This window comes from Bacillota bacterium (assembly GCA_033549065.1).
GTDB lineage: Bacteria > Bacillota > Dethiobacteria > DTU022 > DTU022 > JAWSUE01.
Genome location: JAWSUE010000010.1, coordinates 88147 through 113111, shown reverse-complemented (window position 1 = coordinate 113111; position 24965 = coordinate 88147). Strand labels below are relative to the sequence as shown.

The window sequence follows — 24965 nt, the reverse complement described above, 5'->3', positions numbered from 1 at the left end:
TCAATAAAAATTTTACTCCAGCCTGAACTTTCTAGCATGATGGTTTTTAAACAATCCCGGCTGTAATAATAACAGCCGGGATGTTTATAACTCTACTAGTCTCTTTCGTATAACGGCAAAGCCATGTATTCTTCAGGTGTATAGGGTCCCCACTGTGTAACATTTTCAATTTCGTCAAATGGAATATTACGTAATATCCCATCGATCCTCTTAACCTCAGAAATGTAGACTTTGTAAACAGGATGGTTGTAATCATCAATAGACATCGGGCCACGTGGTGCAATCAGCTCGATTTGGCGAAATGCTTCCGCAAAAGCGATTGGATCATTGTAGTTTTCACCAACCATCTCCAGAGTTGCTTCGAAAGCCATCATCCCGGTATAGGGACCTTCATTGAAGTATCCGTTCATCCGGCCGTAGCGATTACGGAATGCCTGATCATATGCCTTATTTTCGGGAGTATCTATACCATCAGTATAGTGGAGTGCCGTAATAATACCGAGGCATTCATCACCCATGGTCTGCATAGTCGATTGGTCGGTAAGGTTACCCGGGCCAAACAACGGCAGCAGATCTTTGAGACCATATTCAGCATAAGCAGGGATAAATCTTGTTGCATCACCACCGACTATAGTAGCAACAACAGCATCAATTTCACCGGCCATCCCGGCAATCTCAGCCAGGTAAGGACCAAAGTCGGGGACACCGATTGGAGTCCAGATCTTTTTGACTACTTCTCCACCGGCATTCTCGAACGCTCTCTGGAATCCACCGGCAGTTTCATAACCGAAGGCATAGTCCATGGCGATATAAACTACTTTTCTGTATCCATTCTCGTACATCCATTCGCCAAGGGGCATCATCGGCTGAGCACTGGACCATCCGGTCCTCAGGAAATAGTCGCTTACATCGCCCTTGGTCAGGGTTTCAGATGAAGGGATTGGAGCCAGATAGGTAATTTCCATATCTTTGGCATACTCGTAGAGAGCATATCCCTCTGAAGCGAGCAGACCACCCATCAGAAAATCAACGTTCTCCTGTTCGACTAAACGACGGGCCTTGGTCAGAGCTACATCAGGGTTACCGGCGGTATCTTCAACGACAACCTCGATTTTATAGCCAGCCAGAACCGAGTCTTTTTCGAACAGGTAAAGCAGCATACCGTCACGCATGTCAACACCACTGGCTGCAAAAGTCCCGGTTAACGGAGCAAGGAAGCCAATTTTAATTACCGGAAGATCCTCGCCATTTTCACCAGGTTCTTCTGTTGGAGGTGTTGTTGTATCTCCTCCACATCCTGCAACCGCGAACAGCGCAGTTACCATTAGCAAAACCAACAAGCCAACCGTCATCTTTTTAATCATGCAGATTACTCTCCTCTCAGAATTGTAAGCAGTAATACAGTATTCATAAAGTAGTTGCCCCCTAATTCACCTCCTGCTGCCAATAATTATCCTGCAGACTATTTATCAATGCTATCAGAAACAGGCTTCTGAATTTTCCTGGAAAAAATACGGTTAATCAGGTTTTTGAAAAGACCAAAAATTCCTCCGGGCAGAAACAGCACCACTGATACGTACAGTAAACCCATAATCATCATCCATCTTTCAGTCTGTGCGCTGAAGAAGTTTTCCAACAGAACGACAAAAGATGCACCGATGATGGGACCAAATAGTGTTCCGGCTCCGCCTACCAGAACCATCAACAGCGCTGAAGCTGAAGCAAACACTTCCAAAGAACTTGGTCCTATATAAGTATTGAAGTAAACCATTAATATCCCGGCTACGCCGGCAAAAAAACCGGCAATAATATAATTCAGGTACTTATGTAAAAATACGTTATAGCCTAAAACCCGCATTCGTGATTCACTGAGTTTAATACCCCTGATTGTTTGTCCAAAGGGTGATTGAACCAGCATGACCAGGCAGATCAACGATACGACAAAAACAATTAATGCAAAATAATAGAATGAATCACCTCGTAACACCAGTGAACCGATTTCCGGTCTGGCTACACCTCGAAGTCCATCATCTCCACCGGTAAGATTATACCAGCGATAAGCCACACCCCAGATTACCTGACCGAGGGCAAGGTTCACAAGGGTAAACTGAACTCCTTTAAGACTGGAAACCAAGAGACCAAAAATCAGGGCAAGAAAAATAGTTATGGCCAGGGAAAATATTACTGATGGTAAAAAGCTGTACCCCATCTTTGTGTTTGCAATGGCCACCGAGTAAGCGGCTACACCAAAAAATGCAGCATGGCCCAAGGAGGCATAACCCATATAACCGGCCAGTAAATCAAGGCTCATGGCCAGGATGCTATAAACAAAACATAGAGTTATCAATGTAACGGTAAAACGTGATACAAACTGGGGCGCCAGGACCAGTAACACTAACATGGCAACCAGGAATATCACCTTGTATTTGTTTTTGGTTATAATCGCAGCTATCATACTTGTTGTCACCCTCCTTTATTTTCGACCAAACATACCCTGTGGTCTGAAAATAAGAATCAGGGCCATTGGCGCAAAAAGTGTAAAATAAGCAAAATCGGGAATCAATACCCGGCCGAAATTATCCACAAGGCCAACGAATAGACTTCCAACCATTGCACCCTTTAAGCTACCCAAACCCCCGACGATGACTACAACCAGGGCAAGTGGAAGAATTAGACTGGATGTTGCCGGTTCAAGTCCGAGCAATGGAGCGCCAAGGACACCGGCGATACCAGCCAGGAATGAGCCGAAACCGAAAGCAAAAATAAAGACTTTATTGACATTAATACCCATCGCCCGGGCAATTTCTTCATTATCCGCCCCTGCTCGGATAACAGCACCAAGCTTTGTCTTTTCAATAATTAACCAGACGACAATGGCAACTACGACACCAAGCAGAATAAGGGCAAACCGATATTTGGGAAATGCAGTGCCAAAGACAGACATGGCACCCTCAAGAAGTGGTGGTGGCGGAACTCTCTGGGGGATTCCTCCCCAAATGACCAAAATAATATCATCATAAATCAGCCAGAGTCCAAGGGTGAGTAAGACCTGGTTCAGGGGAATACCGTGGAATCGATGAAGTAAAATTTTGTGCTGAAGTAAGCCGATGATAGTCATTGCTGCTCCACCGGCAAGGATGGCCAGGTAAAAATTACCTGTTACCTGAAGAACTGTTAATCCAACGTAGCCTCCAAGAGCAAAAAAGGCGCCATGGGTTAACTTCAAGATTCTCATCAAACCGAAAATCAAGGTAAAACCTACAGAAAGCAGAAATAATAGAGACGAAAATGCCAATCCATTCAACAATTGAACTACCCAAAATGTCATCGGTCCAACTCCTTCATGTTCGAATCATCTATGTCATATCATGCCGATTAATAACTTTCGGGTTACATATGGATTTCTATAATATTTCAACCCTGCTAAATGTTTATACTACAGTTTCGAGTAAGATTTATGATCTCCTTTTTTTTCGTCATATATTTTGACCTTCATATTGAACACAAACAGACAACCTGATAGTAATGATGATATCGGTTTTACAAAAAAAAAGCAATATAAAATTTAGAACATGATTCTGCCACCGCTCACATCGAGGGTAGCTCCCGTAATATAAGAAGCGCGGTCTGACGCAAGAAAGAGAATTGCCTCAGCCTGTTCTCCAACTTCGGCCAAGCGGCCGAGCGGAGAAAAACCGGCAGCCATTTTCTTGAATTCCTCGGACCGAACTTTTTCAATACGTTCAGTCAGAGTTGTCCCGGGAGCAACTGCATTGACGTATATATTATATGGTCCAAGTTCCCTGGCCAGGTGTCTGGTAAATCCCAGGATAGCTGCTTTTGCAGCCGCATAGTGTGAAGCCGAGAGAGTAATCGCACTGCGCCCCGAATCTGATGAGAGGTTAACAATCCTGCCATACCTTTGATTCTTCATTGATGGGATAACCGCCTGGCAGCATAAAAATGCTGATTTAAGATTTAAATCAATAATATAATCCCATTCTTCCTCAGGGATGTCGACGGTTTCCCGACCCTGGCTGAACCCACCCGCACAGTTAATCAAAATGTCTATCCGCATACTTTCTTCGAGAACAGTATCTGTTAGTTTCAACACGCTGGTTTTATCTAGAACATCGGTTTCAACATAAGTATGACCAAGATTAGAAATTTCATTACATTGTTTAGCTGCTGCCCGGCCTGCTTCAAAATTAATATCAGCGATAATTACCCTTGCCCCTTCCCTGGCAAATACCAGGGCTGTCGCCAGGCCAATGCCGGAAGCCCCGCCGGTTATAATGCTCACCTTTTCAGAAAGTAAAGCTTCCTTTTTCATTCCATCACCTTCTTTATATATTTATAAGAACATTATCAATCTATAAAAGAAATATTCTTATATTCGCTTTCACATGGGTAACCGGAAGATAAATATAAAGAGCATGTTTCCAGGTCAAATATAACTGAAAAGATCGTGCGCATACTCTGCGGCTTATCAGGATCCATGTGAGCGCAAATCGAGTTGGGAAAATTTACATGATCACTCTGAAGTGCCATGATCGAGTCCAGATCATGCTCGCTTACCTCTCCATAAAGCTTCTTTGCCCTCTGCAAACGGAAAAATGTAGAAAAACCAAAACCCCTGCCCAAATCTACAACCTTCCGGTCAAGCCTGTCACTTAATATATGGTTGGTATGAATGATTGTCCCTTCATCAGGAAATATAATTTCAAAATCATCAGGGATCATTTCCATGGAGATAACTGTTACCCCCTGCTGGCCTATTAAAAAATTACACGCCGAAGCAATTTCACTGCCCTGTGCTGTCGCGACTGCAGCATTAAGGTTTGGGGCATTTAATATTCCTCTGAGCACCAGGTGAAGCGGAGTGCCATCTGTTACCTGTTCTGTAACCAAAGCATTCAGACATACAGCCAGGCCGTTTGAATTAATACCGATCTTTCCGATAATTCCGGCTTCAGTGATCATCAGTATTTTTGGTTTATTTGCCTGATCTATCTCCAGGACAATAATTACATCTTTTTGGGATTCAAAGAAATCCCAGTTCTGCCCCATGTAAGTCGACCCTGATGTTTTTTCTGGCATAATGCCAAAGCTGGTACATCCCCCGATGGCATCGATCATTTTAGAGTTCATTATCAGTTCGCTACGGCAGTTCAGCGCAAGAATAGAGTTAAAATCCACACCAGCCCCATCAGCAAGGCCCTTCATTTCCTCAATTAGATCTTCATCAAACTTTTTAATTGCCGGGATATAATTAATAGCCTCATTAATTACAGAATCCCAGGACAGACCGTTTAAATCTCTGAATAACTTTTCGTATCCTGTGATGTTCCTGATAACTAGTTCTTTTGCCAGTGAACCATGTTTTAACCCTATTTCGTAAGGAGTTCCACTTAAAGTAAAGTGAGGGTACATTGATTATTCTCTCCTCGATTCTCTATTTGTGAGCCGGCGCAATATTTAGATCGGAATAGATTCAATGTAGTCAATTCAGCTTTTATGGCATATAATAGTCATTAAAATTTGCAAACATCCCTTTCAGGGGGTAATCTTTTGATAAACCGCACCGGACAATTAATACTGGTAGCCGCCGGAGTCACATTTGAAGCCAGCAATACCTTTCTATTCGGATATTTCATGCAGAACATACAGGCTGACTTTGCCATAACTCCCCTTCAGACAACTCTGATGGGCTTTTTACCCCTGATCTTTGCATCATTGGGGGGGTTGGGGTTCGGATACTTTTCCGATCAGTCAGGTAGGAAAAAAGGGTTTATCTTCTGTCTGTGCGGATCAGTTGTCTCCATGCTTCTCGTAGCTGCTTCAATAACTCCTGCGATGTTTATCGTCGGCCGCCTGATTTCCGGATTTACCCTGGCCGGCACCCTGACTACAGGGGCTACACTTATTAATGAAAGCTGGCAATACCGCTACCTCGGAAGGGTCAGTTCGGTTGTTCAGTCAGGATTCTCGTTTTCACATGTGCTGATATCGATTGCCCTGATTGTCTTACCTTTAACTTTAACCTGGAGGACAGCTTATTACAGCCTCGCTGCCTTTCAATTTATTATTTTAGTTTTTTCATATCACTTTGTTCATGAATCGCCGCGATGGCTCAATGAAAAAACTATCGTAACCAGCGGGAAAAAAGAATTCCTTTTTACAAAAAATTATCGAACAAAAATCATACTAACCAGCATACTTGCTTTTATCGGTTTTGTATCCGGTAATTCTTCACAGGTCTGGCTCCCTTCATTCTACCGCAGCCTGAATATTACTCCTTTTCTCCTGCCCTATATTACATTAATTGTATTCATAATCGGCACAGCGGGTTACCTGGGATATGGGTTTATCTCTGACCGCTTTGGGAGAAAACCGACTTTTATATTATTCCTCGGCAGTGCGGCGCTGTTCAGTGCTTCTCTGTCTCTTTTTACACCTTCTCCAACTCCAACTGTATTGTTTATCGTCCTTGCCACGGCTGCCGGTGCAATGTTAGCCTTTTCTATCGGATTCTTCTCGGGATATACGTCTCTCATGTCAGAATATTTCCCGACAATTATAAGGGGAACGGCCATTGGCTTCTGTTTTAATATAGGGAGGGTTGGAAACGGCATCGGCCCGGTGATTATCGGATCACTGAGTGAGCGTTTCGGAATTGGCCCTGCCTACCTGTTCAATACCCTGATGCTGCTGATCGGCATCATCATTGTTCTCCTGTTACCAAAACCGAAAGATACGATGTCTGCCGATGATCATCTACTTGCCGGAGAGGTCAAGAAATAGCCGGCAATAATACGTTTCAATGGTTCAATCCCATGCGCTGCTGTTTTAGCTGATCTGGATCAAGATCATCTGCGAGGTTGTCTAATCCCAGTTCAACAAGACGCTCCCTGGTCGGTAAACCTGTTTTGATATCCCAACCGTGACCGCTGTAATATTCATCTAGCATCTGATCGAATCTTTCCTTTTCCAATCTGAATCCCTTAGCTGCTCCACTGGGTACCGGCTCTTCCATATCCCGGAGCGGAGGATAATCGTTTTTGCGATCAAAACCGGCGTGAATATAATTATAGACCTTTTCAAGGTTCAGTATACGAAGGGCATTTCTTTTAATCTGCTCCACATTTAATTCAGATCCGGTTGCTGCAACAAAAAGTTCGGATACTTCTTTGATGCCGGGATGGTTAAGATCAAGCCAGTCAGTACCGAAATGACAGAGACCAAAACTGTTATTCAGCCTGTGCAATATCTCATAGTAGTGGACCAATTCCACTTTCCCTTCATAATCGAGGGGACCACCAAGTTGTTCCAATCCAAATTTTTCTTTAACAAGATCCTGGTTTAACTTCGGGTTTATCTCACAGAGGGGACATCCTGTGGTATGCCCACCGCCCCGGGTGGCCGTACAGGCTCCAAGAGCCCAACCGATAGTCGATCTTAATGGCTCGTAGAGGTCCTGCCCCTTGATATGGAAGGCATAGTACCTGGTATCTTCACCCATGATATCAGCCGCCCTGGCCACGCCTTCAGCGAGAATATCTCCCACACCTTCTCTGTAAGCAATCTTCCTGATCAATTCCAAAGCTACGCCAGCATCACCCCAGGCAGGCTTGAGACCGTCAAAATGCTTCTCGGTCAGAATACCTTTCTCATAACATTCCATTGCCCAGGCAATAGTTGACCCGGGAAGATCAACATCTAGTCCATATTGATTACAGAGTGCTGTTGCCTTGAGGCAAAAAGAAAAATCATCGATATCCATCTTACTGCCGAAATCGACCATGGATTCAAATTGGGCCACTTCTGTTTTCAACCCTGCATGAGGTCCTTCCTTAACATAGAAGTAACGCTGACAGGGAAGAGGACAGGCAAAACAGCTGGTTATCCGCTCGGCATATTTCTGCTTGATCGTTTCAGGATTAAAATTTCTCTCCATCTCTTCGGGGATATTCAGATCCTGAAAATTTCTATAGGGAAAGCCCGAACTTTTCGACTTTATATCGACGATCGAGAGCGTCCCATACCTGATAAAATTCTCGGTGATCGGAGATATTTGATAAGAATCGCGAACACGGTTAACGGCGGCCATAAATCTTTCCGGTTCAGCAATGTTTATTGTGCCGCTTCCCCTGACTGCTATAGCCTTAAGGTTCTTCGATCCCATAACAGCACCCATCCCGCAGCGTCCGAAAGCACGGTTCTTATTGACCATGATACTCGCCCCACGGGCTAAATTCTCACCACCGGGACCGATGCACATCACCTGCAGTTCCGGATCTTCAAAATCGGCCTGGATCATATCGACTGTTTCCCAGGTAGTTTTACCCCATAGATGATCAGCATCGTAAATTTTTGCTTCGCCGTCTTCAATGAATAGGTAAACCGGCCTGGCCGCTTTACCTTTGATCATAATATGGTCAAACCCGGCAAACTTAATCTCCGGGCCAACATAGCCTCCGGCATTTGAAGATCCTGTACCCAGGGTAAGCGGGCTTTTTGCATCGACATTAAAACGGCCGGAAGTGGGAGCAAGTGTTCCGGTAAGCGGCCCTGTTCCCACTATGAACGGAACCGCCGGATCAAAGGGAGCCATCCATGGTTTGGTATCCCTGTACATAATCCATTGACTTATTCCCGAACCGCCAAGCCACTCTTTATAGTGTTCAGTCGGTTCGGTTGAAAAGGTTCCCGCCGTGAGATTTACCCATAAAATATTCCCCACATAACCAAATGATTGAGATGCCATTGTTAATCGGCCTCCTGTGTTATATGAATCGTAAACTGTCTACCTGTTGATAATAGCAGCTAATTCATCCCTGACAAAGGATGTGCAGTATTTAATACACATTCTTTCAGTTTCACCGGTACAGTTGTCGCAGGGCGGCCTTCCTTCATTTTCATCTTTAAATACCTTTATCTGGAAACTTCTTCCTCTGGCTGCGACCTGAATGCTGGACCGTACCGGATTAAAGCAGCCATAATGATGCATTGAACAGGCCAGCTCACAAGACCTGCAGCCGGTGCATTTTTCAGTATCGATATACATCGACTTTAACCTCCGCTTAATTTATTAAGAGGGGCATTTTATGCCCCCCTTTTTCAAGAATTTCCAGTTCCGGTATCATTCGGATATTTTGCCTATTTGAACCCTACCCGGGCCATGCAGGCAACCGAGTGCGTCGTCCTCTTGATAACAATATATTGCATTAACGGGGCAGTGAGATACACAAAACGGGATATTTGTGTTTTCTGATGCACATAAATCACAGCGTTCAGTAAATATTGGTACGAAATCCCTGACCGGTTTTCCTTCATAGAAAGAGGGACCGATCAGCTTAACCCTGACCCGTTTATTGACTTCAGATTCACCATGCCACTGCTGACAACCAACTTCACAGGCGTAGCAGCCAACACATTTTTCAAGATCTACAAGCAGCATTTTCTTATCTGACATTTATTATATGCCTCCCCCCGTTATATTGTTTCAATCCGGCATGCAAATGCATGGCTTGATGTTGAACCGGAGATGGGATCGCGCGGATTATCCGGTGAAAGATAGTTCGTAACCGGACCGCCAATATAAGCCTGTCCCCAACCGTAAGGCATAAAGATAACCTCTGGATCAGCAATCCCTTCCGTTAACTTCGCAACCAATCTTACCTGGAATCTGGGTGAACTGACCAGAACAAGACTGCCATCTTCTATTCCGAGTTCTTTCGCTTTATCCGGATGGATTTCTACCCAGGGATCGGGCATAAGTGTTCTTAATTCTTTAATGGTCCTGAACTGGGTATGGGAATAGAGTACTGATTTTATCCCGTTGACGCAGGTAAGCGGATATTCTTTTTTCAACTCATGATCATTTAACTCTTCCGATTCAATATATACTGGAAGGGGATCATAACCATTTTTTTCGAAAATGGTATTATACAGCTCAACCTTTTTGGTAGGGGTATTAAACCCATTTTTTTTATAAAACCCGATCACATCTTCCTCCGGAAAACGCCATACTTTCCCCCCGGGGTTATTCTTAAGATCTTCAAGGGTGAGTTCAAGCGGTTCAATAGCATCTGCCGCAGCTTCCAGAGCATCGGTCCAGGGAAAAAGATCGGCCATCCCCAGTTTTCGGCCCAACTCGAAAAAGAGTTCTTCATCAGGACGGCTCTCCCCAACCGGTTCTACTGCTTTATTCTGAAGAGCAATATGCTGGGTATAGGCATCGAATTTATAACGGGTTGAGCGAAGACGGGAACATTCCAAAAAACTTGTAGCCGGCAAAACATAATCGGCAATCTCTGCTTCGCTGGTCATGTATAGATCATGGACAACCAGCAGTTCAAGTTTCTCTTTTAGGATTTCCCTGTATTTATTCCCTTCAGGAAGGACTGTCAGAGGCGCTCCAAGACAGACAACCGCTTTGATCGGATAGGGCTCTCCGGTAGCAATGGCATCAAGCAGGTCAGGATAGACCAGGGAAAACCCGGAGAACATGTCATGTTTTGAGACCGAGCGGCTCATTAATTCTTCATTGAACTTGGCTTTAAGGGGCACATCAGTCCATCCCACATTGGGAGTAAAGATATAGCCGCCTTTTACAGCCAGCTTGCCGGTAAGAGCAGGCAGGCACTGGATAGCCCTCATGGTCTGCATCGTATTGGTCAGCTGTTCTACCCCGTTGCCGACCATCAAAGCAGTCGCCCTGATTTCAGCATACATTCTTGCCAGTTTGATAACCATATCCCGGGAGACAGTTGTTATTTCTTCTACCTTTTCAGGAGTATAAGATTTAACCAGGTCTTTATACTCTTCAAAACCATGAACATATTTTTCAATAAACTCCGAATCAGTCAATCCCTCATTAATAATGACATTGGCCATCCCAAGGGCAAGTACAGCATCGGTTCCAGGCTTGATCGGCACATATAGATCTGCCTTTGAAGCTGTCCTGGTGAACCTGGGGTCAATTACCACCAGCCGTGCCCCCCTGTTCTTTGCCTTACTGACCCTGCGCCAGTAATTTGGCAGTGAAGTTTCGGCAGGATTGGAAGCCCATAGAATAATTTGATCGGCGTGATCAAAATCGGCTTCAGGCACACCGCCGTAAGTGGTAGCCATGGTCACTGCCCGGGGACCAAAACAGAGATGGACCTGGGTTGCATAGTTTGGCGATCCGAAGGCATGCATGAATCTCTGAGTGTATACCCAACTACCTCCCCAACCGGGGCCGGCTCCACGAAAAACACCAAAAGCTTCAGGTCCGTCGGTTTCTTTTATCCGGTTCAATTCACCGGCAATTGAAGTAAGCGCTTCATCCCAGCTAATTCTGGCCCATCGGCCTTCACCCCGCTTGCCGATGCGTTTTAAAGGATACTTTAGCCGCTGAGGATCTTTTACAAGTTTTTGGGCAGCCAGCCCCTTCGGACAAAGCACACCCTTGTTATAGGGATGCTCCTTCATTCCGCTGACCCTGACAATCTCTCCGTTATCTGTGAAAACATTCATACCGCAATCATTCTGGGCGCAGCATGCGCAAACTGTTTTAACCACTTCCATCTGTATATGCCTCCTGATTCAGTGCTTCTACCCTAATAAAAACCTAATAATTAAGTTACCTATAGTCCCAATTCCTGATCGACCAGAATGACCGAAAAGTCCTTCATCATAGGCTTTTTCTGGATTACTGTAAATATATTGCAGATACGCTGCGGTGAACTGCAGTCTTCACATTTTCCGGTTTTTGCACAGGGTGTATTATAATTTAGTCTTTTGGCATTTGCCGGACCGGCAATATCCCTGATCCGCTGCAGACCTTCATCAATATTTTTTACAATCTTATTTACACCGCATATGGTGATCACTTTGGAAGGACCGTAAGCAATTGCCGATACACGATTTCCCGAACCATCCATATAAACCAGTTTTCCATCTTCAGTCAGGGCATTGATCCCGGAGATATATACCTCACAACTGTTGGCCTTCTTTTTAATAGCTGCGATCTCTTCCTTACTTTTTCCATCAGCCTGGTTATGAATTGTTAAATTGTGCTCAGCCAATAGATCAGCCAGACCAATCTGGCTTACAGTCAGCGACCCACCGATTCCAACCGGGGCATTTTCCGGAATTCTTTTCAGAACTTCAAGGCAAGCTTCATTACTATCTACAGCAAAACAGGCATCAAAATTATTTTTCCGCAAAGCTTCGAGTACTGGTTCATAACTCTCCGGCATATAATCACTCCTTAACTTAAAAAGAGCCGGCTGCCGGTCAAGGCAGTAAGTTCATGACACCGGCTCTTTAAACATTATCAAGTTCTATTAAATTTCTATTACGGTTCTAAGTGTTTTACCGCCTTTATCTACGAGATCGAAAGCTTCCTGTATCTCGGAAAGCGGATACTTATGAGTAACCAGGAATGATATGTCAATTGTTCCCCGGTCGATCAGCTTAATCCCGTCCATAAAGTCCAGGGGGCGCATTGCTCTTGTCCCGACCAGTTTAACTTCTTTGAAATATAGCTGGCTGAAGTTGTAATCAGGAACAGATACAGGACCGATCCCGAAATGAAGAATTGTCCCCCCCGGAGCTGCCATATCAATTGCCTGGTTGATGGTTTCGGAAGTTCCGGCAGCTTCAATAACAACTGTAGCGCCCTTCCCGCCTGTTGCCTCTTTAACGGCTTGAACCGGATCTTTATCTCTGGCATTAACCGCGATGGCGCCCATCTTCTCGCAAAGATCAAGCTTCCACTGACTGCGGGATATGCCGATAACCGGATCTGCTCCGGATACCCTGGCCAGTTGGTTCCACAACAAACCGGAAGCACCCTGTCCCAGGATTACAACAGAATCGATGGGGGTAATGGAGATCTTGGCCAGGCCCCAGAGACAGGTGGCCAACAGATTTATATTCGTCCCATCAACGTAAGAGATGGATTCCGGCATTGGAAAGAGCCTTTCCTTGGGTATTGAGATGTACTCGGCAAAAGACCCATCTGATTCGCGCCCGATCAAACCACCTTTTTCGCAGAGCTGAACATTGCCCAGATAACATTGATAGCACATATTACAGTAGGTTAGAGGGTTATTAGCTACGCGATCCCCGGGTTTAAATTCGGTTACTCCTTCTCCGACCTTTTCAACTTCACCGGTTGTCTCGTGACCGAGGACCAGGGGATAATTTACCTTGTGCTTACCCTGATAGATACCGAGGTCAGTACCGCAAATCGCCGTAGCCCTGATCCGGACCAATACCTCACCGAAACCCGGTTCAGGTGTGAGTAATTCTTCAACCTTCAACTGGCTGGGGGCTCTTAAAACTGCTGCTTTCATGATATTGTCCTCCTTATGCAGCATAAATATATACCTAAGTTCAAATCATTCATCCGAAAAACCGGAAATAAAGTTTTGCATTATACCGGCAAGTTAGCAGTTGAAATCACCTTCCGCCGGGATAAATTCTCCGGGGGGGACAGTAATAATAAAATATTTGATAGCATCCCTGCCATTACTGGTGACTTTATGCGGTTCCCCTTTTTCAACGTAAGCTGCCTGACCTGCTGAAACAGTTATTACTTCTTTTCCATTGTTAACTATCATTTCGCCTTCAAGCACCAGGTAAATATGTTCTGAATGAGGATGATAGTGCGGATCAGCATAGCCTTCTTTGGGCATTTCAACATAATTAATCGCCATGTTACCAAAATCAAGGCTTTTCCCGGCTATCTCCTGAGCAAAGCACTCATAATGTAAAGGTGCGACAGATGTTTCTTTGCTCTTGTAATCGATTAGTTTCAAATCAAATCCTCCTAACCATGGTCATGATGATGTCAAACTGACTGTTCCATTTTTTCCTTTTCCCTGAGGGCCCAGAAAACTTTTTCCGGAGTTACAGGCAGCTCATACAGCCTTACTCCCACAGCATCATAAATCGCATTGAGAATAGCCGGCGCGGTGGGTAAAAGTGAAGGTTCTCCTATACCCTTAGCTCCAAAAGGACCAGTCGGTTCAGGATCGGTAATAAGGTGGCATTCCAGTTCAGGCATATCCAGGGCTGTTGGAATCATGTAATCAGTCAACTGAGGGTTGACCATCTGACCATCCTGGCTCCAGAGAATCTCTTCCATGGTTGCATAACCAAAACCCATGTGAATACCGCCGAATACCTGCCCTTCAGCAAAACTGGGGTTGATCGGTACTCCACAGTCATGGGCGGCATAGATCTTCAGCACCTCCACAACACCTGTTTCTGTATCGACTTCCACTTCGGCAACCTGGGCGGCATAGACAAATACATCAAATGGTTTTCCCTGTCCTTTTTCTGCATCTACAAATGTCGTCAGGGGGTTAAAACTGCCCTTGCCGATCGGTGGTTTACCATATATTTTATAACTCTTCAGGGCTGCTTCCTGCATGGGCATACTCAGGGCAGGATACCCCTCCATCATAATAACTCCATCCTCTACGATAAGTGAGTCCTTGTTAACATGTAGTTCTTTGGAGGCTACTTCGAGCACGGTGTCCAGGGCATCCTTGCAGGCTATCAATAAAGCCTTTCCGGCTATATAGGTAACCCGGCTGGCTACAGTACCGAAATCAAAAGGAGTTCCCTTGGTGTCGGCATAAACTATACCTACCTTCTCAAGAGGTAATCCCAGCGCTTCAGCAGCCATCTGGGAGAAAACCGTGGCAGAACCCTGCCCAACATCGGTTATTCCGGTTAGAACTACCGCGCTTCCATCCTCATTAATTTTTACGAAAACAGCTGACGGGTTAGGGTAGGCTGTTCCCCCGTTAGAATACTGCATGCAAGCTATACCAATTCCCCGTTTTTTCATTTTCTATTTCTCCTCTCGTACCAGCCTGATTCCTCCACGACCTTGCGCAGAGTCTTCTCGAGGTTGACGTTATTAAGTACCTGGCCGGAGCTGGTAATACTGCCATCATGGAATATATTTTTAAAGCGAAGATCTGCCGGATCCATGTTAAGTTTTTTCGCAATAGTATCCATATGCGCTTCATAGGCAAATCCAACCTGGGGCGTTCCGAACCCGCGCATTGCTCCGCCCATAGTTTTGTTGGTATAGACCAGTCGCCCATCAATTCTGACATGAGGAATGTTGTAAGGTCCGGTGGCAAAAACGCCTGCTTTCTGTAGTGTCCACTGACCCCAACCCACATAAGCTCCGGAATCACTGATAATATCGATGTGACGGGCCATGAAAGTCCCATCCCGCTTGAAACCTGTTTTATAGGTCAGGTGATAGGCATGCCTGTTGGTAGAACCGAGGAATTCATCTTCACGGGAGTACTCGATTTTAACCGGCCTTTTTGCCTTCCTGGCCAGAACCATGGCAACCGGTTCCATGGTAATCTCATTCTTACCACCAAAACCGCCGCCAATCTTGGTTGCTACTATGCGAATTTTACTTTGAGGGACTTTCAGAATCTTGGCTACTCCCTCAGCAGAAGTAAAGGGTCGCTGGGCTGATGTCCAAACCGTATATTCTCCTTCAGTAGAATATTGGGCTATTGCGACATGAGGCTCCAGGTGGACGTGTTCCACGCTGGGTGTTTTGAAATGTTCTTCAATAATTTCATCGGATTCGGCAAATCCCTTATCGATATCGCCCTTGATAAACTTGATATGGGTAACCAGGTTACCCTTTTCATGAATCGGACAGGCATCGGGCTTAAGCGCTTCAATGGGGTCTATAATAACCGGAAGCTGTTCATAGGTTACCTTGATCAGGTTCAAAGCTTCATCGGCAATCTCTTCCGTATCGGCAGCTACAGCAACGACCGGCTCTCCGACATAGCGGACCTTGCCTTCTGCCAGCAGCGGCTGATCCATGTGAGAAAAGCCAAAGGCGTTATAAGGAAAATCTTCAGCCTTGCAAATGGAATGAACCCCGGGAAGCTTTTCAGCTGCTGAGGTGTCGATTTCAACTATTTTTGCATGAGCGTGAGGGCTTCTCATAATCTTACCGTAAAGCATACCCGGCATCTTCATGTCAACACCATAAACCATCCTGCCGGTCAACTGATCAAGGACATCAAGCCGGGGGATAGATTTATTGATAGTTTTGAATGCTTTGGGATCCATCTTATTTAACCCTCCCTTGCATTTCAGCCGCGGTGGCTTTTATGGCATCAATAATCTTTACATGACCTGTACAGCGGCAAAGGTTGCCGGCCAACGCCTCTTTAATTTCTAAATCACTGGGATCTGAATTCTTGTCAAGTAAAGCCTTGGCAGACATGAATATCCCGGGACCGCAAAATCCACACTGCAGGGCCTGAAGATCTTTAAAATTTTCCTGCAGCGGATGTAGATTGTCCGGATCTCCTAAGCCTTCAATAGTCATAATCTCTTTGCCTTCAGCTCTTACCGTTAAATAAAGACAGGAGCTCACCGGTTTACCATCCAGCAAAATAGTACAGGTCCCGCACTCACCAACCCCGCAGCCTTTTTTGGTACCGGTCAGTTCCAGCCTGTCTCGCAAAGTATCAACCAGTTTTTCATCTGCAGGAACTTCAACCTTGTAGTCCTGTCCATTTACTTTCAGATTGACTTCATAAATCATGGTGTTCATCATCCTTTCCAGGGATCAGGCTAATTGCCTGAACCGGTTATCGATTCCAGGACCCGCCGGACGTAAACCTTGACAAGCTCCTGGCGGTAAGCACAACTGGCTCTGAAATCATCAATGGGACTGCATTCCTGCAAGGCGGCAAGTTCTGCTGCCTGCCTTATATTGCTTTCCGAAGGTTCTTTACCTTCTAGCATTTTCTCGGCTTCGTAGGCTCTCACCGGCGTGGGAGCAACTGCACCCATGGCAATCCGGACTTCCCTGCATAGATTGTTTTCAAGCCGCATACTTGCTGCAACGTTTACAACGGCAAGCGATAAAGCTTTTCTACGACCGTGCTTGATAAATGCAGAACGTCTCTTTTTTGCTCCGGGCAGGATAAAGCTGACGATTATTTCACCCGGCTCCATCACAGTTCTTCTCGGTCCGGTAAAAAACTGATCGAGCGGAACCTGCCGTTTACCCTTTTTCTGGCTGGCCAGAACTACCTGGGCATCGTAAACCAGCAGTGCGGGGGCGGTATCGGCTGAAGGAACAGCCATGGCCACATTACCTCCGATAGTTCCCATATTACGGGTCTGGTTACAGGCAATACTGGACATTGATTCCCCGAAAGCCGGCAGCTGCTCTCCGACAAATGATTCGAGTATCTCGTTATGGGTAAGGGCAGCGCCGATGATGATATCGTCGCCCTCTTCCTTCAGAACCTTCAAGTCCTCTAAACTGCCGATATCTACCAAGACGGTAGGCGACATTAAATTTTTGGCCATCGCCGGCAGTAAATCTGTGCCTCCGGCAATCACACTGGCTTTTTCCGCGTTTGCGGCCAAAGCAGATAAAGCGCTTTCAAGATCATCAGGTTTAATAATTTGGTTTATAGCCAAGCGCTCCTCTCTCCTTTCAGAAAAGAAATATGTCGGTCCTTTAAATCGAATTTTATCCTCATTGATCAACCTCCCACAGGTTGTTTATCCGCCAAACACAAGATTGGGTAACCAAAGAGTGAATATGGGGAAATATGTAATCAGGATCAAACATATGATCAGCGGGACGTAATAGAGGAGAACCCCGCGAATTACCTTGCCCAGTGGTACACCCGTAGCCTTGTTCAAGACAAAGAGCAGCATTCCAAAGGGTGGAGTCATCAGGCCGATCTGCAGATTAAAGTTCATGATTATCCCGAAGTGAATGGGATCAACTCCGACTTCCCTGACCAAAGGAAGCAGGATGGGAGTCAGGATACCCAGAATTGCCATAGTCTCCATAAACATACCGACCGTCAGCAACAGAAGGTTAACTAAAAGTAAGATCATATAAGGATTCTCAGTTAATGTTAAAACTTTTGACGCAAAGATCTGGGGTACCTGGCTCTGAACGATCAGGAAACCATAGATACTGGCCATGCCAATCAAAGCAATAATTACCGTAGAGTCTATCGCCGTCCCCTTGATAACTTCCCATAAATCTTTTATATTTACCTCCCGGTAAATAAATATTGCCAATAACAGGGCATAGATAACAGTTACCGCTGCCGCTTCAGTTGGGGTAAAAATCCCGAGCATGATCCCGGAGACCAGGATAATCGGCGTGCCCAGAGCGAGGATTCCTCTTTTGAAAGTTTTCCAGAGCTCCGGCCAACTGAAGTGAATGCCCTGGGGCAGATGTCCGAGGTGAGACTGGACAAATACCATGGCCATAAGGACGGCTCCGATGAGTAATCCGGGAACTATCCCGCCAATTAAGAGCTGCCCTACCGACAGGTGAGCAATAATCGCAAACATAACAATCGGAACACTTGGTGGGAATATTGCCCCAATGGTCGATGAAGCTGCAGCCAATCCGACACAGCATCCTTCCGGATAACCGCCGTCTTTCATTGCCTTATATTCGATAGCCCCAAGTCCGGCTGCATCAGCTGTGGCCAGGCCGCTCATTCCGGCAAAAATCATACTGGCCACCACATTTACGTGGCCAAGGCCACCCTTCATGCTGCCGACTAGTGCTTTCGAGAAATCAAAAATCCTGGTGGTCATTCCACCCACATTCATAATCCGGCCAGCAAATAAAAAGAAAGGAATGGCCAGGAGCGTAAAGTTATTCAAGCCAAAAAACATCCGTGATACAAAAATTTCAGCATTGAGACTGCGCCCAACTCCGAAAATCATTAATACTACTGCAGTAAGGCCAATGCCGTAGGCGACAGGATAACCGGTAAAAAGGAAAAACATTAATATACCTACAAACATCGCCAGTAATGTCCACTCGCTCAAGTATTAACACCTTCTTTCTCGGTTCCCTGTTTCGAAAAGAAAAGTTCTTTGGTTTCAATAATACCCCTGATGATCCAGCGAACGAGGTATACAGCAACCAATAAAAAGACGAAGCAGAGGACTAAATAAATATCCCCAAGCTTTCCTATTTTTAAAGCTCCAAGCGGAGAATACTGCATCTTAACAGACATGCTGTAAGCTCCGTAAGCACAAAACAGGGAGAAAGCCAAAATAGTTATATCTTTAAAAAGATCCAGGGGAACCTTGATCCTGGGAGGCAGCATATCGATCAGCATGCTGATTGAAATATTTTCTCGTTTCCTCCAGGCAACCGCCGAGCCCATAAAAGCAACAACAATCATGATATAGCGGGCTACTTCCTCCGACCAGTGCATGGTAATACCCAGGGGGGCAGTCAGGTAACGGACTACCACCTGTGACATTACCAGGGCAATCATAATCAGGAAGATTATCGACATAAAATTAAGGAAAAACCGGTCAAACAGCGTATTTTTAAGCTCCCGAACCATACCGAGTTCCTTCTTGATTTCTGCTTCGGTGAGAATAATAGTTTTCGACTCTTCGCTCAAAGTAACATGTCCCTCCTTTGCAGGGAATTATAATGTTCAACTTCAGTAAATCAAAACTTTTATCTGAAATCTCTCTTTAAATTGATTAATAATGCGGGCCATCCCTGGGGGCACCGGCCCGCATTATCATCCTTCAGAATCCACTAAACAATCATCGACCTACAGTGAATAACAGTTTCGATTAATTTGCAAACTGAAGAACCTCTTCACGAGTCAGGATATAGTCTTCTTCATAAAGCTGAATGAGGGCTTCTTCAGCTGCATCCTGGAATACCTGGCGCTGTTCCGGAGTCCATTCGACCAGGGTTACACCGCGTTCTTCCAGCTCTGCAAGATAATCAGGTTCACGGCTTAAGGAGTCGGCAGTAATCTCTGCGCCGGCATCGATTGCAGCCTGAACGATCATATCATGAGTCGGGCCATTTAAACTGTTCAACCAGTCAACATTAAAGGCCCAGTAGCCCATCATTACCTGATGGCGACTCAGCATGCAGTAATCGAGAACTTCATCATATCGGTAACCGAGAGCTGCAGAAAGGTCGCCGTCGGCCGAGTCAACGACACCGGTCGCAAGAGCGGTGTAAATCTCGGTCATCGGTACACCTATCGGGGCTGCCCCGATACCCTGTTCCCAAACATAGATCCAGCCGCGGATAGATGGCATACGGATCTTAACGCCAGCCATATCCTCCGGTGCAGTAACAGGTTTCTTGGCAAAAAGGAAACGCTGTCCGCGGAAGATATACTGAACTATTTCGGTATTTCCTCTTTCCCTCATTGATGTCCGGAGATCCTCACCGTACTGACTCTCCCAGACATTTTTCCAGTGCTCGAAATCAACTGCAGCAAAGGGAACTTCCATGAAGAAATACTCGGGAGCAAACATATTCAGGAATGTTACACCGGCGCACTGGCCTTCCAGTTCACCGATCGATACAGCTTCAGCTACCGCTTCTTCATTACCAGCAGCTCCGGCCAACAGCAGGCTTACGGAGATTTTACCCTCACTGCGTTCTTCCAGCAGTTCTTTAAACAATACTGCCGAGTTAAACACTTCACTGCCTTCCGGAAATGCTGAACCGATAGAAATCGACATTTCCTGGATCTCCTCAACCACTTCTTCTTCCGGTTCTTCTGTTTCTTCCGGAGTGGGAGCCGGAGCCGGTTGACCACACCCTGCAATCAGCAGAAGAACGACAAAAAAAGCTAAAACCAAAAATAAACTTTTCTTCACGTGCATTACCTCCTTAAGATATGTTGATAACCCTCTCATAAAGCCGTAAATCAATCTGGTGTATTTTATCAACTCCTCTCATAGGTTATTTCATCTTCACTAAAATCTCAACCCGCCGGAGCGGGCAAGAATTCTTTCAGCAACTTCCACCGTGGCCGCATCGGACATCTCACCATCATGGACAAACGCTCCGCTGCCCCGTGAAAGCGCTTCTTTATGAGCGGTAATCAGCTTTCGAGCTTTATCAACTACCTGCTCTGATGGGGTAAAAACATTCATGGCAATTTGAACCTGGTTGGGATGAATGGCCCATTTCCCATCAAAACCGAAAGTTTCTTCCTGCTCCGCCTCATACCTGTAATTCTCAAGAACTTCTTCCCTGAATCCGGGAAAAGAGCCGCCGATAAGCTGTAATCCGGCTGCCCTGCCTGCTACAGCAATCCGGTTTAAAATATAAGACCAGGGATGTATTGCAGGTTTATCTTTATGTTCATATAGTTCAGTTAAATTCATGATTGGGATGCCCATTGATGCGGCAAAATCAGCAGCGCCAAATATCAGCGCTTCCAGGCGGGGGGTGGAAAATGCAATTTCCCGGATATACTCCACAGCTTCAGGACTTTCAATCAGACATTCGATTCCTATGCTGCCAGGAAGGCTAAATTCTTTTTCCAACTGGGTCAGTAAGCGATCGAGAAAATGAAGATCGCCAGGGCCTTTAACTTTCGGCAATATTATAACATCCAGATTTGCTCCGGCTTTGCTGACTATCTCCACAACATCCCTATAACACCAAATCGAAGAGGCATCATTGATCCTGATTGACCGGGTAATATCACCCCAGTCCAATTCGTTAAGGGCAGATATCGCATTATCCCTGGCTTCCCCTTTACGCTCAGCCGGAATGCTGTCTTCAAGATCAAGAAATACCTGATCAACACTAAGCCCCAAAGCTTTCTCGATCATTTTGAGGTTTACTGCCGGCGTCGCCAGCTCACACCTACGCTTGCGGAACTTATGCAACCGATCACAGCCTTTTTAATTATAGTTCATCGCATCCTGGCTGTTTACCATAAAAAGGGATCAAACTTTTGCCATTCACAGTGAAAATATTACTTACTGTCAATAGAACTTTTCAAAGTCTTGAATACATTATCGAGGTGCTGGTTGATTAAATCTTCCATTAAAAGGGCATCCCGATCTTTGAGAGCATTGAGCAGAGCCCGGTGTTCTTTGACTGCATTACACAATGTATTTCTGATTTCTTCGTCTTCGATATCCCAAAACAGTGAATACATTTCATGGGTATAGAAGAGCATATCCTTTATGTTATTAAATAGATCGTGAGCTACAGAATTATGTGAAGCCCGGGCGAATAAGGTGTGGAAACAGATATCAAGTGAGAAAAATTTCTCAAGTGTTTCCACATCAAGACTTATATGATTCAAACCTAAATCTTCATGATCCTGCAGACAGTTTTCAATATCTTCGATATCTTCGTCCGTGGCCCGGAGTACCACCAGCGGAACAAGTGAAGATTCCAGGAGTTTTCTCAGTTCAAAAACTTCGCTGAAGGTAACAACTTTGGAAAGCTGAAGCGGATTCACCTGATTTTTAAAGGCATTAATGGCATTCTCAACTACAAACAGACCTTCTTTCTCCCTGCTGATCAGACCCATTGATACAAGGGCGGTTAAGGCTTCCCTTACCGTGCTTCTGCCTACCTGAAAAATTTCGGTCAGTTCTTTCTCTGTGGGCAGCTGCTGGTTTGCCTTTAGCTCGCCGCGCATAATCTTCCCTTTGATCTGTTCAATAATTCTGAAAGATAAAGCCTTCTTTTCAACCGGTTGAATCGTACTGAAAACATCCTCTCTCATCGTTCACTACCTTTCCGCTTGTCTTCCTGTCAGACAAGCATATTATACTGTTAATAGAACATACTGTCAAACTATCTGAAATACTTCCACCGCGCTATTTGAAGCGCTATTCTTTGATATTTTTACTGATCAGGGCAGGGGAAAATAGCTCTGCGCATGCTTAATTATAAAAAGAAAAACAACTCTTAATAAAAATTAAGGTGCAATTAATAATATGCTAAATATAGAAAGTGGGTGTAGGTTATACATACCTGCACCCGCCTTATGATCTACCAGTTTTCGCATATCACTTCGAAGTGATCACGGGGATGATCACAGGAAGGACAAAGATCTGGCGCTTCGCTGCCTTCATGAATATATCCACAGTTGCGGCAAAACCATCTAACTGTTCCATCCTTTTTAAATACAGTGCCATTCTTAATATTGGCCAATAACCCGAGGTAGCGTTTTTCATGCTGTTTCTCGGCAACAGCAATCGATTCAAAGATATCGGCAATATTGTCAAAACCCTCTTCACGTGCTATTTTAGCGAAACCAGGATACATATCGGTCCATTCATAGTTCTCACCACCGGCAGCCTCTTTCAGGTTTTCAGCGGTGCTTCCGATCACTCCGGCCGGAAAGGCAGCCTGAATTTCAACCTCACCGCCTTCTAAAAGTTTAAAAAGCCGCTTGGCATGTTCTTTTTCCTGGTTAGCCGTTTCTTCAAAAATTGCTTGAATCTGAACATACCCATCCTTCTTGGCCTGGCTGGCAAAATAGGTATACCGATTTCGGGCCTGAGATTCTCCGGCAAAAGCCGTTAAGATGTTTTTTTCTGTTCTGCTTCCTTTTAAGCTCATAATGACTCTCCTTTTTATCAGTTTAATATGATCCGGCCCTTCGTCTCCAATCAAAAAAGGGCTTCAGTATATAATTAGACTATCCATACTAAAAACCCTTTTGTCCATTTGTTTTTAGAATATCAACTACTGTTGGTTCTTATTACTTGACAGCTTCGGCCAGAAAGATAAACTTGTCAACTTCAAAGAACCCGTTTAAGGAAAGCAACGCTTGATGCTCATTCCCTTCCTGCCAGGCAATTCCATTGTAATCTCCGCTTTCAAAATAGAGTTTTCCATTTACTTCATCAGTGATCAGTTCGCTCCCCCCAGTGATTCTTCCGGTATGGCCGATTAAATGTTTAACAAATTCAACCAGGTCGAGATTCTCAGTGTCATCCTCAGCCCATAATATTTCATACTGTTCACTGCTGTAAAGCGCAGCCTGAAAGAAAGGTTCACCGGCATTCCGAAGGATAATCTGATCACCCAAAATGAGTCCGAACGGTAAATCCACCGGCCGGTCAGGAGGCAGATTATCTTCCTCTCCTAAAAAAGAATAATCCTGAACACCATTTCGGGCTGATTCTTCAGCAAATATACCGACCGTTCCACCATCATCCTCTTCATGAAGGGCAACTGATTCTTCCATTTCACCGGGAGGGATCAGGCTATCAGCAGCAGGAATTCCGGTCTGAAGTGACCTGAAAAGACCCAATCCACCCAATACAACAACCAGAAAAACAGCTGCTACCGCAGCCAATCTACTCCAGTTAAAACCTAATTGTTTCGGAGCTGGCCGGGGTTTATCCAGGCATTTTTCAATCCGCTGCCACATTACATCAGCGGGTGGAGTGTCAACACAATCACATTCCATATGCAGCGCTTTTCGAATCAATTCATCATGTAATAAGCGTTCATTGTTATCTGCCATTGGCCCGGTCACCTCCTTCATTTAAATGACAAGTTATGGACTAATCAAGTTCCGTCAGGGCAGCTGCCAGTTTTTCCCGAGCCCTGAATAATCTTGATTTAACCGTACCTACCCTTATTTTCAACATTGAGGCTATTTCATCGACTTTCAGGTTGTGATAATACTGGAGGACAATTACCTGGTATTGATCGGCAGGAAGAGTGCGGATTGCTTTTCTAACCCGATCCACTTCCATGTTGCGTATAGCCTCTTCTTCAGTATCCCGATTAGAATCACCAGCCTGATCGTAAGGTAATTCATCGGTATAAAATATTCTTTTTTCCCTCTTTAGGTAATTTCGGGCTAAATTCGAAGCTATTACAGCCAGCCATGCCCCAAATTTTTTACCATCCTGAAGCTGATGGATATTTTGAAAGGCCTTGATAAAGGCATCCTGGGTTATATCTTCAGCACTTTCCCGTCGGCGGAGGATATTATAGACTAGAGCATATGTACGCTTGTAATATGCTTCAAAGAGCTCCCTTCGGGAGTCATTGTCATTCAGTCTGACCAGATCCAATACTCTTTCCGGCTCCATTTAAACCTCCATCGGTTAACAGATAGCTTATTAATAATTTCGCCGAAGGCTCT

General features: G+C 45.1%; 25 protein-coding genes. 1 reads left to right on the top strand and 24 read right to left on the bottom strand.

Annotated elements, in window-relative coordinates; genetic code table 11:
• Positions 1-95: 95 nt before the first annotated feature.
• The 5 genes from SCJ97_08480 to SCJ97_08460 form a co-directional block, all read right to left on the bottom strand.
• Positions 96-1364, bottom strand: a complete 1269-nt coding sequence (locus SCJ97_08480; GenBank protein ID MDW7740074.1) for an ABC transporter substrate-binding protein — start codon at positions 1362-1364, stop codon at positions 96-98.
• 98 nt (positions 1365-1462) lie between these two features.
• A complete protein-coding gene (locus tag SCJ97_08475) occupies positions 1463-2467 on the bottom strand; it encodes a branched-chain amino acid ABC transporter permease (GenBank protein MDW7740073.1) in 1005 nt (334 codons plus the stop codon).
• 6 nt (positions 2468-2473) lie between these two features.
• A complete protein-coding gene (locus SCJ97_08470; protein ID MDW7740072.1) occupies positions 2474-3328 on the bottom strand; it encodes a branched-chain amino acid ABC transporter permease in 855 nt (284 codons plus the stop codon).
• Between the two features lie 237 nt (positions 3329-3565).
• Positions 3566-4333, bottom strand: coding sequence for an SDR family NAD(P)-dependent oxidoreductase (locus SCJ97_08465; GenBank protein ID MDW7740071.1), 768 nt, complete (start codon positions 4331-4333; stop codon positions 3566-3568).
• Positions 4334-4368: 35 nt separating this feature from the next.
• Complete coding sequence (locus tag SCJ97_08460; protein ID MDW7740070.1) at positions 4369-5433, bottom strand: C45 family peptidase; 1065 nt, start codon at positions 5431-5433, stop codon at positions 4369-4371.
• A gap of 138 nt (positions 5434-5571) precedes the next feature.
• On the opposite strand from SCJ97_08460, the gene SCJ97_08455 reads away from it, so the two are divergent.
• The gene (locus SCJ97_08455) at positions 5572-6804 is read left to right on the top strand and encodes an MFS transporter (GenBank protein ID MDW7740069.1); all 1233 of its coding nucleotides are present in this window, start codon (positions 5572-5574) and stop codon (positions 6802-6804) included.
• Positions 6805-6820: 16 nt separating this feature from the next.
• Here SCJ97_08455 and SCJ97_08450 read toward each other — a convergent pair whose 3' ends face one another.
• The 19 genes from SCJ97_08450 to SCJ97_08360 form a co-directional block, all read right to left on the bottom strand.
• The gene (locus SCJ97_08450) at positions 6821-8767 is read right to left on the bottom strand and encodes an aldehyde ferredoxin oxidoreductase family protein (protein ID MDW7740068.1); all 1947 of its coding nucleotides are present in this window, start codon (positions 8765-8767) and stop codon (positions 6821-6823) included.
• Between the two features lie 39 nt (positions 8768-8806).
• The gene (locus SCJ97_08445) at positions 8807-9067 is read right to left on the bottom strand and encodes a 4Fe-4S binding protein (GenBank protein ID MDW7740067.1); all 261 of its coding nucleotides are present in this window, start codon (positions 9065-9067) and stop codon (positions 8807-8809) included.
• Positions 9068-9142: 75 nt separating this feature from the next.
• Positions 9143-9475 carry a 4Fe-4S dicluster domain-containing protein gene (locus tag SCJ97_08440; GenBank protein MDW7740066.1) on the bottom strand — a complete coding sequence of 111 codons (333 nt, stop codon included), beginning with the start codon at positions 9473-9475 and terminating at the stop codon, positions 9143-9145.
• Between the two features lie 20 nt (positions 9476-9495).
• On the bottom strand, positions 9496-11574 hold the full coding sequence (locus tag SCJ97_08435; protein MDW7740065.1) for a molybdopterin-dependent oxidoreductase: 2079 nt from the start codon (positions 11572-11574) through the stop codon (positions 9496-9498).
• Between the two features lie 59 nt (positions 11575-11633).
• Complete coding sequence (locus tag SCJ97_08430; GenBank protein MDW7740064.1) at positions 11634-12248, bottom strand: lactate utilization protein; 615 nt, start codon at positions 12246-12248, stop codon at positions 11634-11636.
• Positions 12249-12335: 87 nt separating this feature from the next.
• Entirely contained in the window at positions 12336-13349 is a 1014-nt protein-coding gene (locus tag SCJ97_08425) for an alcohol dehydrogenase catalytic domain-containing protein (protein ID MDW7740063.1), read from the bottom strand.
• Positions 13350-13442: 93 nt separating this feature from the next.
• Positions 13443-13814, bottom strand: coding sequence for a cupin domain-containing protein (locus tag SCJ97_08420; protein ID MDW7740062.1), 372 nt, complete (start codon positions 13812-13814; stop codon positions 13443-13445).
• A 32-nt stretch (positions 13815-13846) separates the two neighbouring features.
• Entirely contained in the window at positions 13847-14854 is a 1008-nt protein-coding gene (locus tag SCJ97_08415; GenBank protein MDW7740061.1) for a molybdopterin cofactor-binding domain-containing protein, read from the bottom strand.
• Positions 14851-16122, bottom strand: coding sequence for a molybdopterin cofactor-binding domain-containing protein (locus SCJ97_08410; GenBank protein ID MDW7740060.1), 1272 nt, complete (start codon positions 16120-16122; stop codon positions 14851-14853). Before SCJ97_08410 ends, SCJ97_08415 begins: the two co-directional genes overlap by 4 nt.
• Position 16123: 1 nt before the next feature.
• Positions 16124-16603 (bottom strand): (2Fe-2S)-binding protein, encoded by a 480-nt coding sequence (locus SCJ97_08405; protein ID MDW7740059.1) that lies wholly within the window; start codon positions 16601-16603, stop codon positions 16124-16126.
• Positions 16604-16632: 29 nt separating this feature from the next.
• Positions 16633-17493: a xanthine dehydrogenase family protein subunit M gene (locus SCJ97_08400; protein ID MDW7740058.1), complete on the bottom strand. Its 861-nt coding sequence runs from the start codon at positions 17491-17493 to the stop codon at positions 16633-16635.
• 84 nt (positions 17494-17577) lie between these two features.
• Complete coding sequence (locus SCJ97_08395) at positions 17578-18879, bottom strand: TRAP transporter large permease (protein MDW7740057.1); 1302 nt, start codon at positions 18877-18879, stop codon at positions 17578-17580.
• The gene (locus SCJ97_08390) at positions 18876-19469 is read right to left on the bottom strand and encodes a TRAP transporter small permease (protein ID MDW7740056.1); all 594 of its coding nucleotides are present in this window, start codon (positions 19467-19469) and stop codon (positions 18876-18878) included. Before SCJ97_08390 ends, SCJ97_08395 begins: the two co-directional genes overlap by 4 nt.
• A gap of 181 nt (positions 19470-19650) precedes the next feature.
• Positions 19651-20703, bottom strand: coding sequence for a TRAP transporter substrate-binding protein (locus SCJ97_08385; GenBank protein MDW7740055.1), 1053 nt, complete (start codon positions 20701-20703; stop codon positions 19651-19653).
• 99 nt (positions 20704-20802) lie between these two features.
• Positions 20803-21726 (bottom strand): CoA ester lyase, encoded by a 924-nt coding sequence (locus SCJ97_08380; protein MDW7740054.1) that lies wholly within the window; start codon positions 21724-21726, stop codon positions 20803-20805.
• 89 nt (positions 21727-21815) lie between these two features.
• Complete coding sequence (locus SCJ97_08375; GenBank protein ID MDW7740053.1) at positions 21816-22580, bottom strand: FadR/GntR family transcriptional regulator; 765 nt, start codon at positions 22578-22580, stop codon at positions 21816-21818.
• A gap of 269 nt (positions 22581-22849) precedes the next feature.
• Entirely contained in the window at positions 22850-23425 is a 576-nt protein-coding gene (locus SCJ97_08370; GenBank protein MDW7740052.1) for a rubrerythrin family protein, read from the bottom strand.
• Positions 23426-23564: 139 nt separating this feature from the next.
• On the bottom strand, positions 23565-24335 hold the full coding sequence (locus SCJ97_08365) for a hypothetical protein (GenBank protein MDW7740051.1): 771 nt from the start codon (positions 24333-24335) through the stop codon (positions 23565-23567).
• 40 nt (positions 24336-24375) lie between these two features.
• Positions 24376-24912, bottom strand: coding sequence for an RNA polymerase sigma factor (locus SCJ97_08360; protein ID MDW7740050.1), 537 nt, complete (start codon positions 24910-24912; stop codon positions 24376-24378).
• Positions 24913-24965 lie beyond the last annotated feature (53 nt).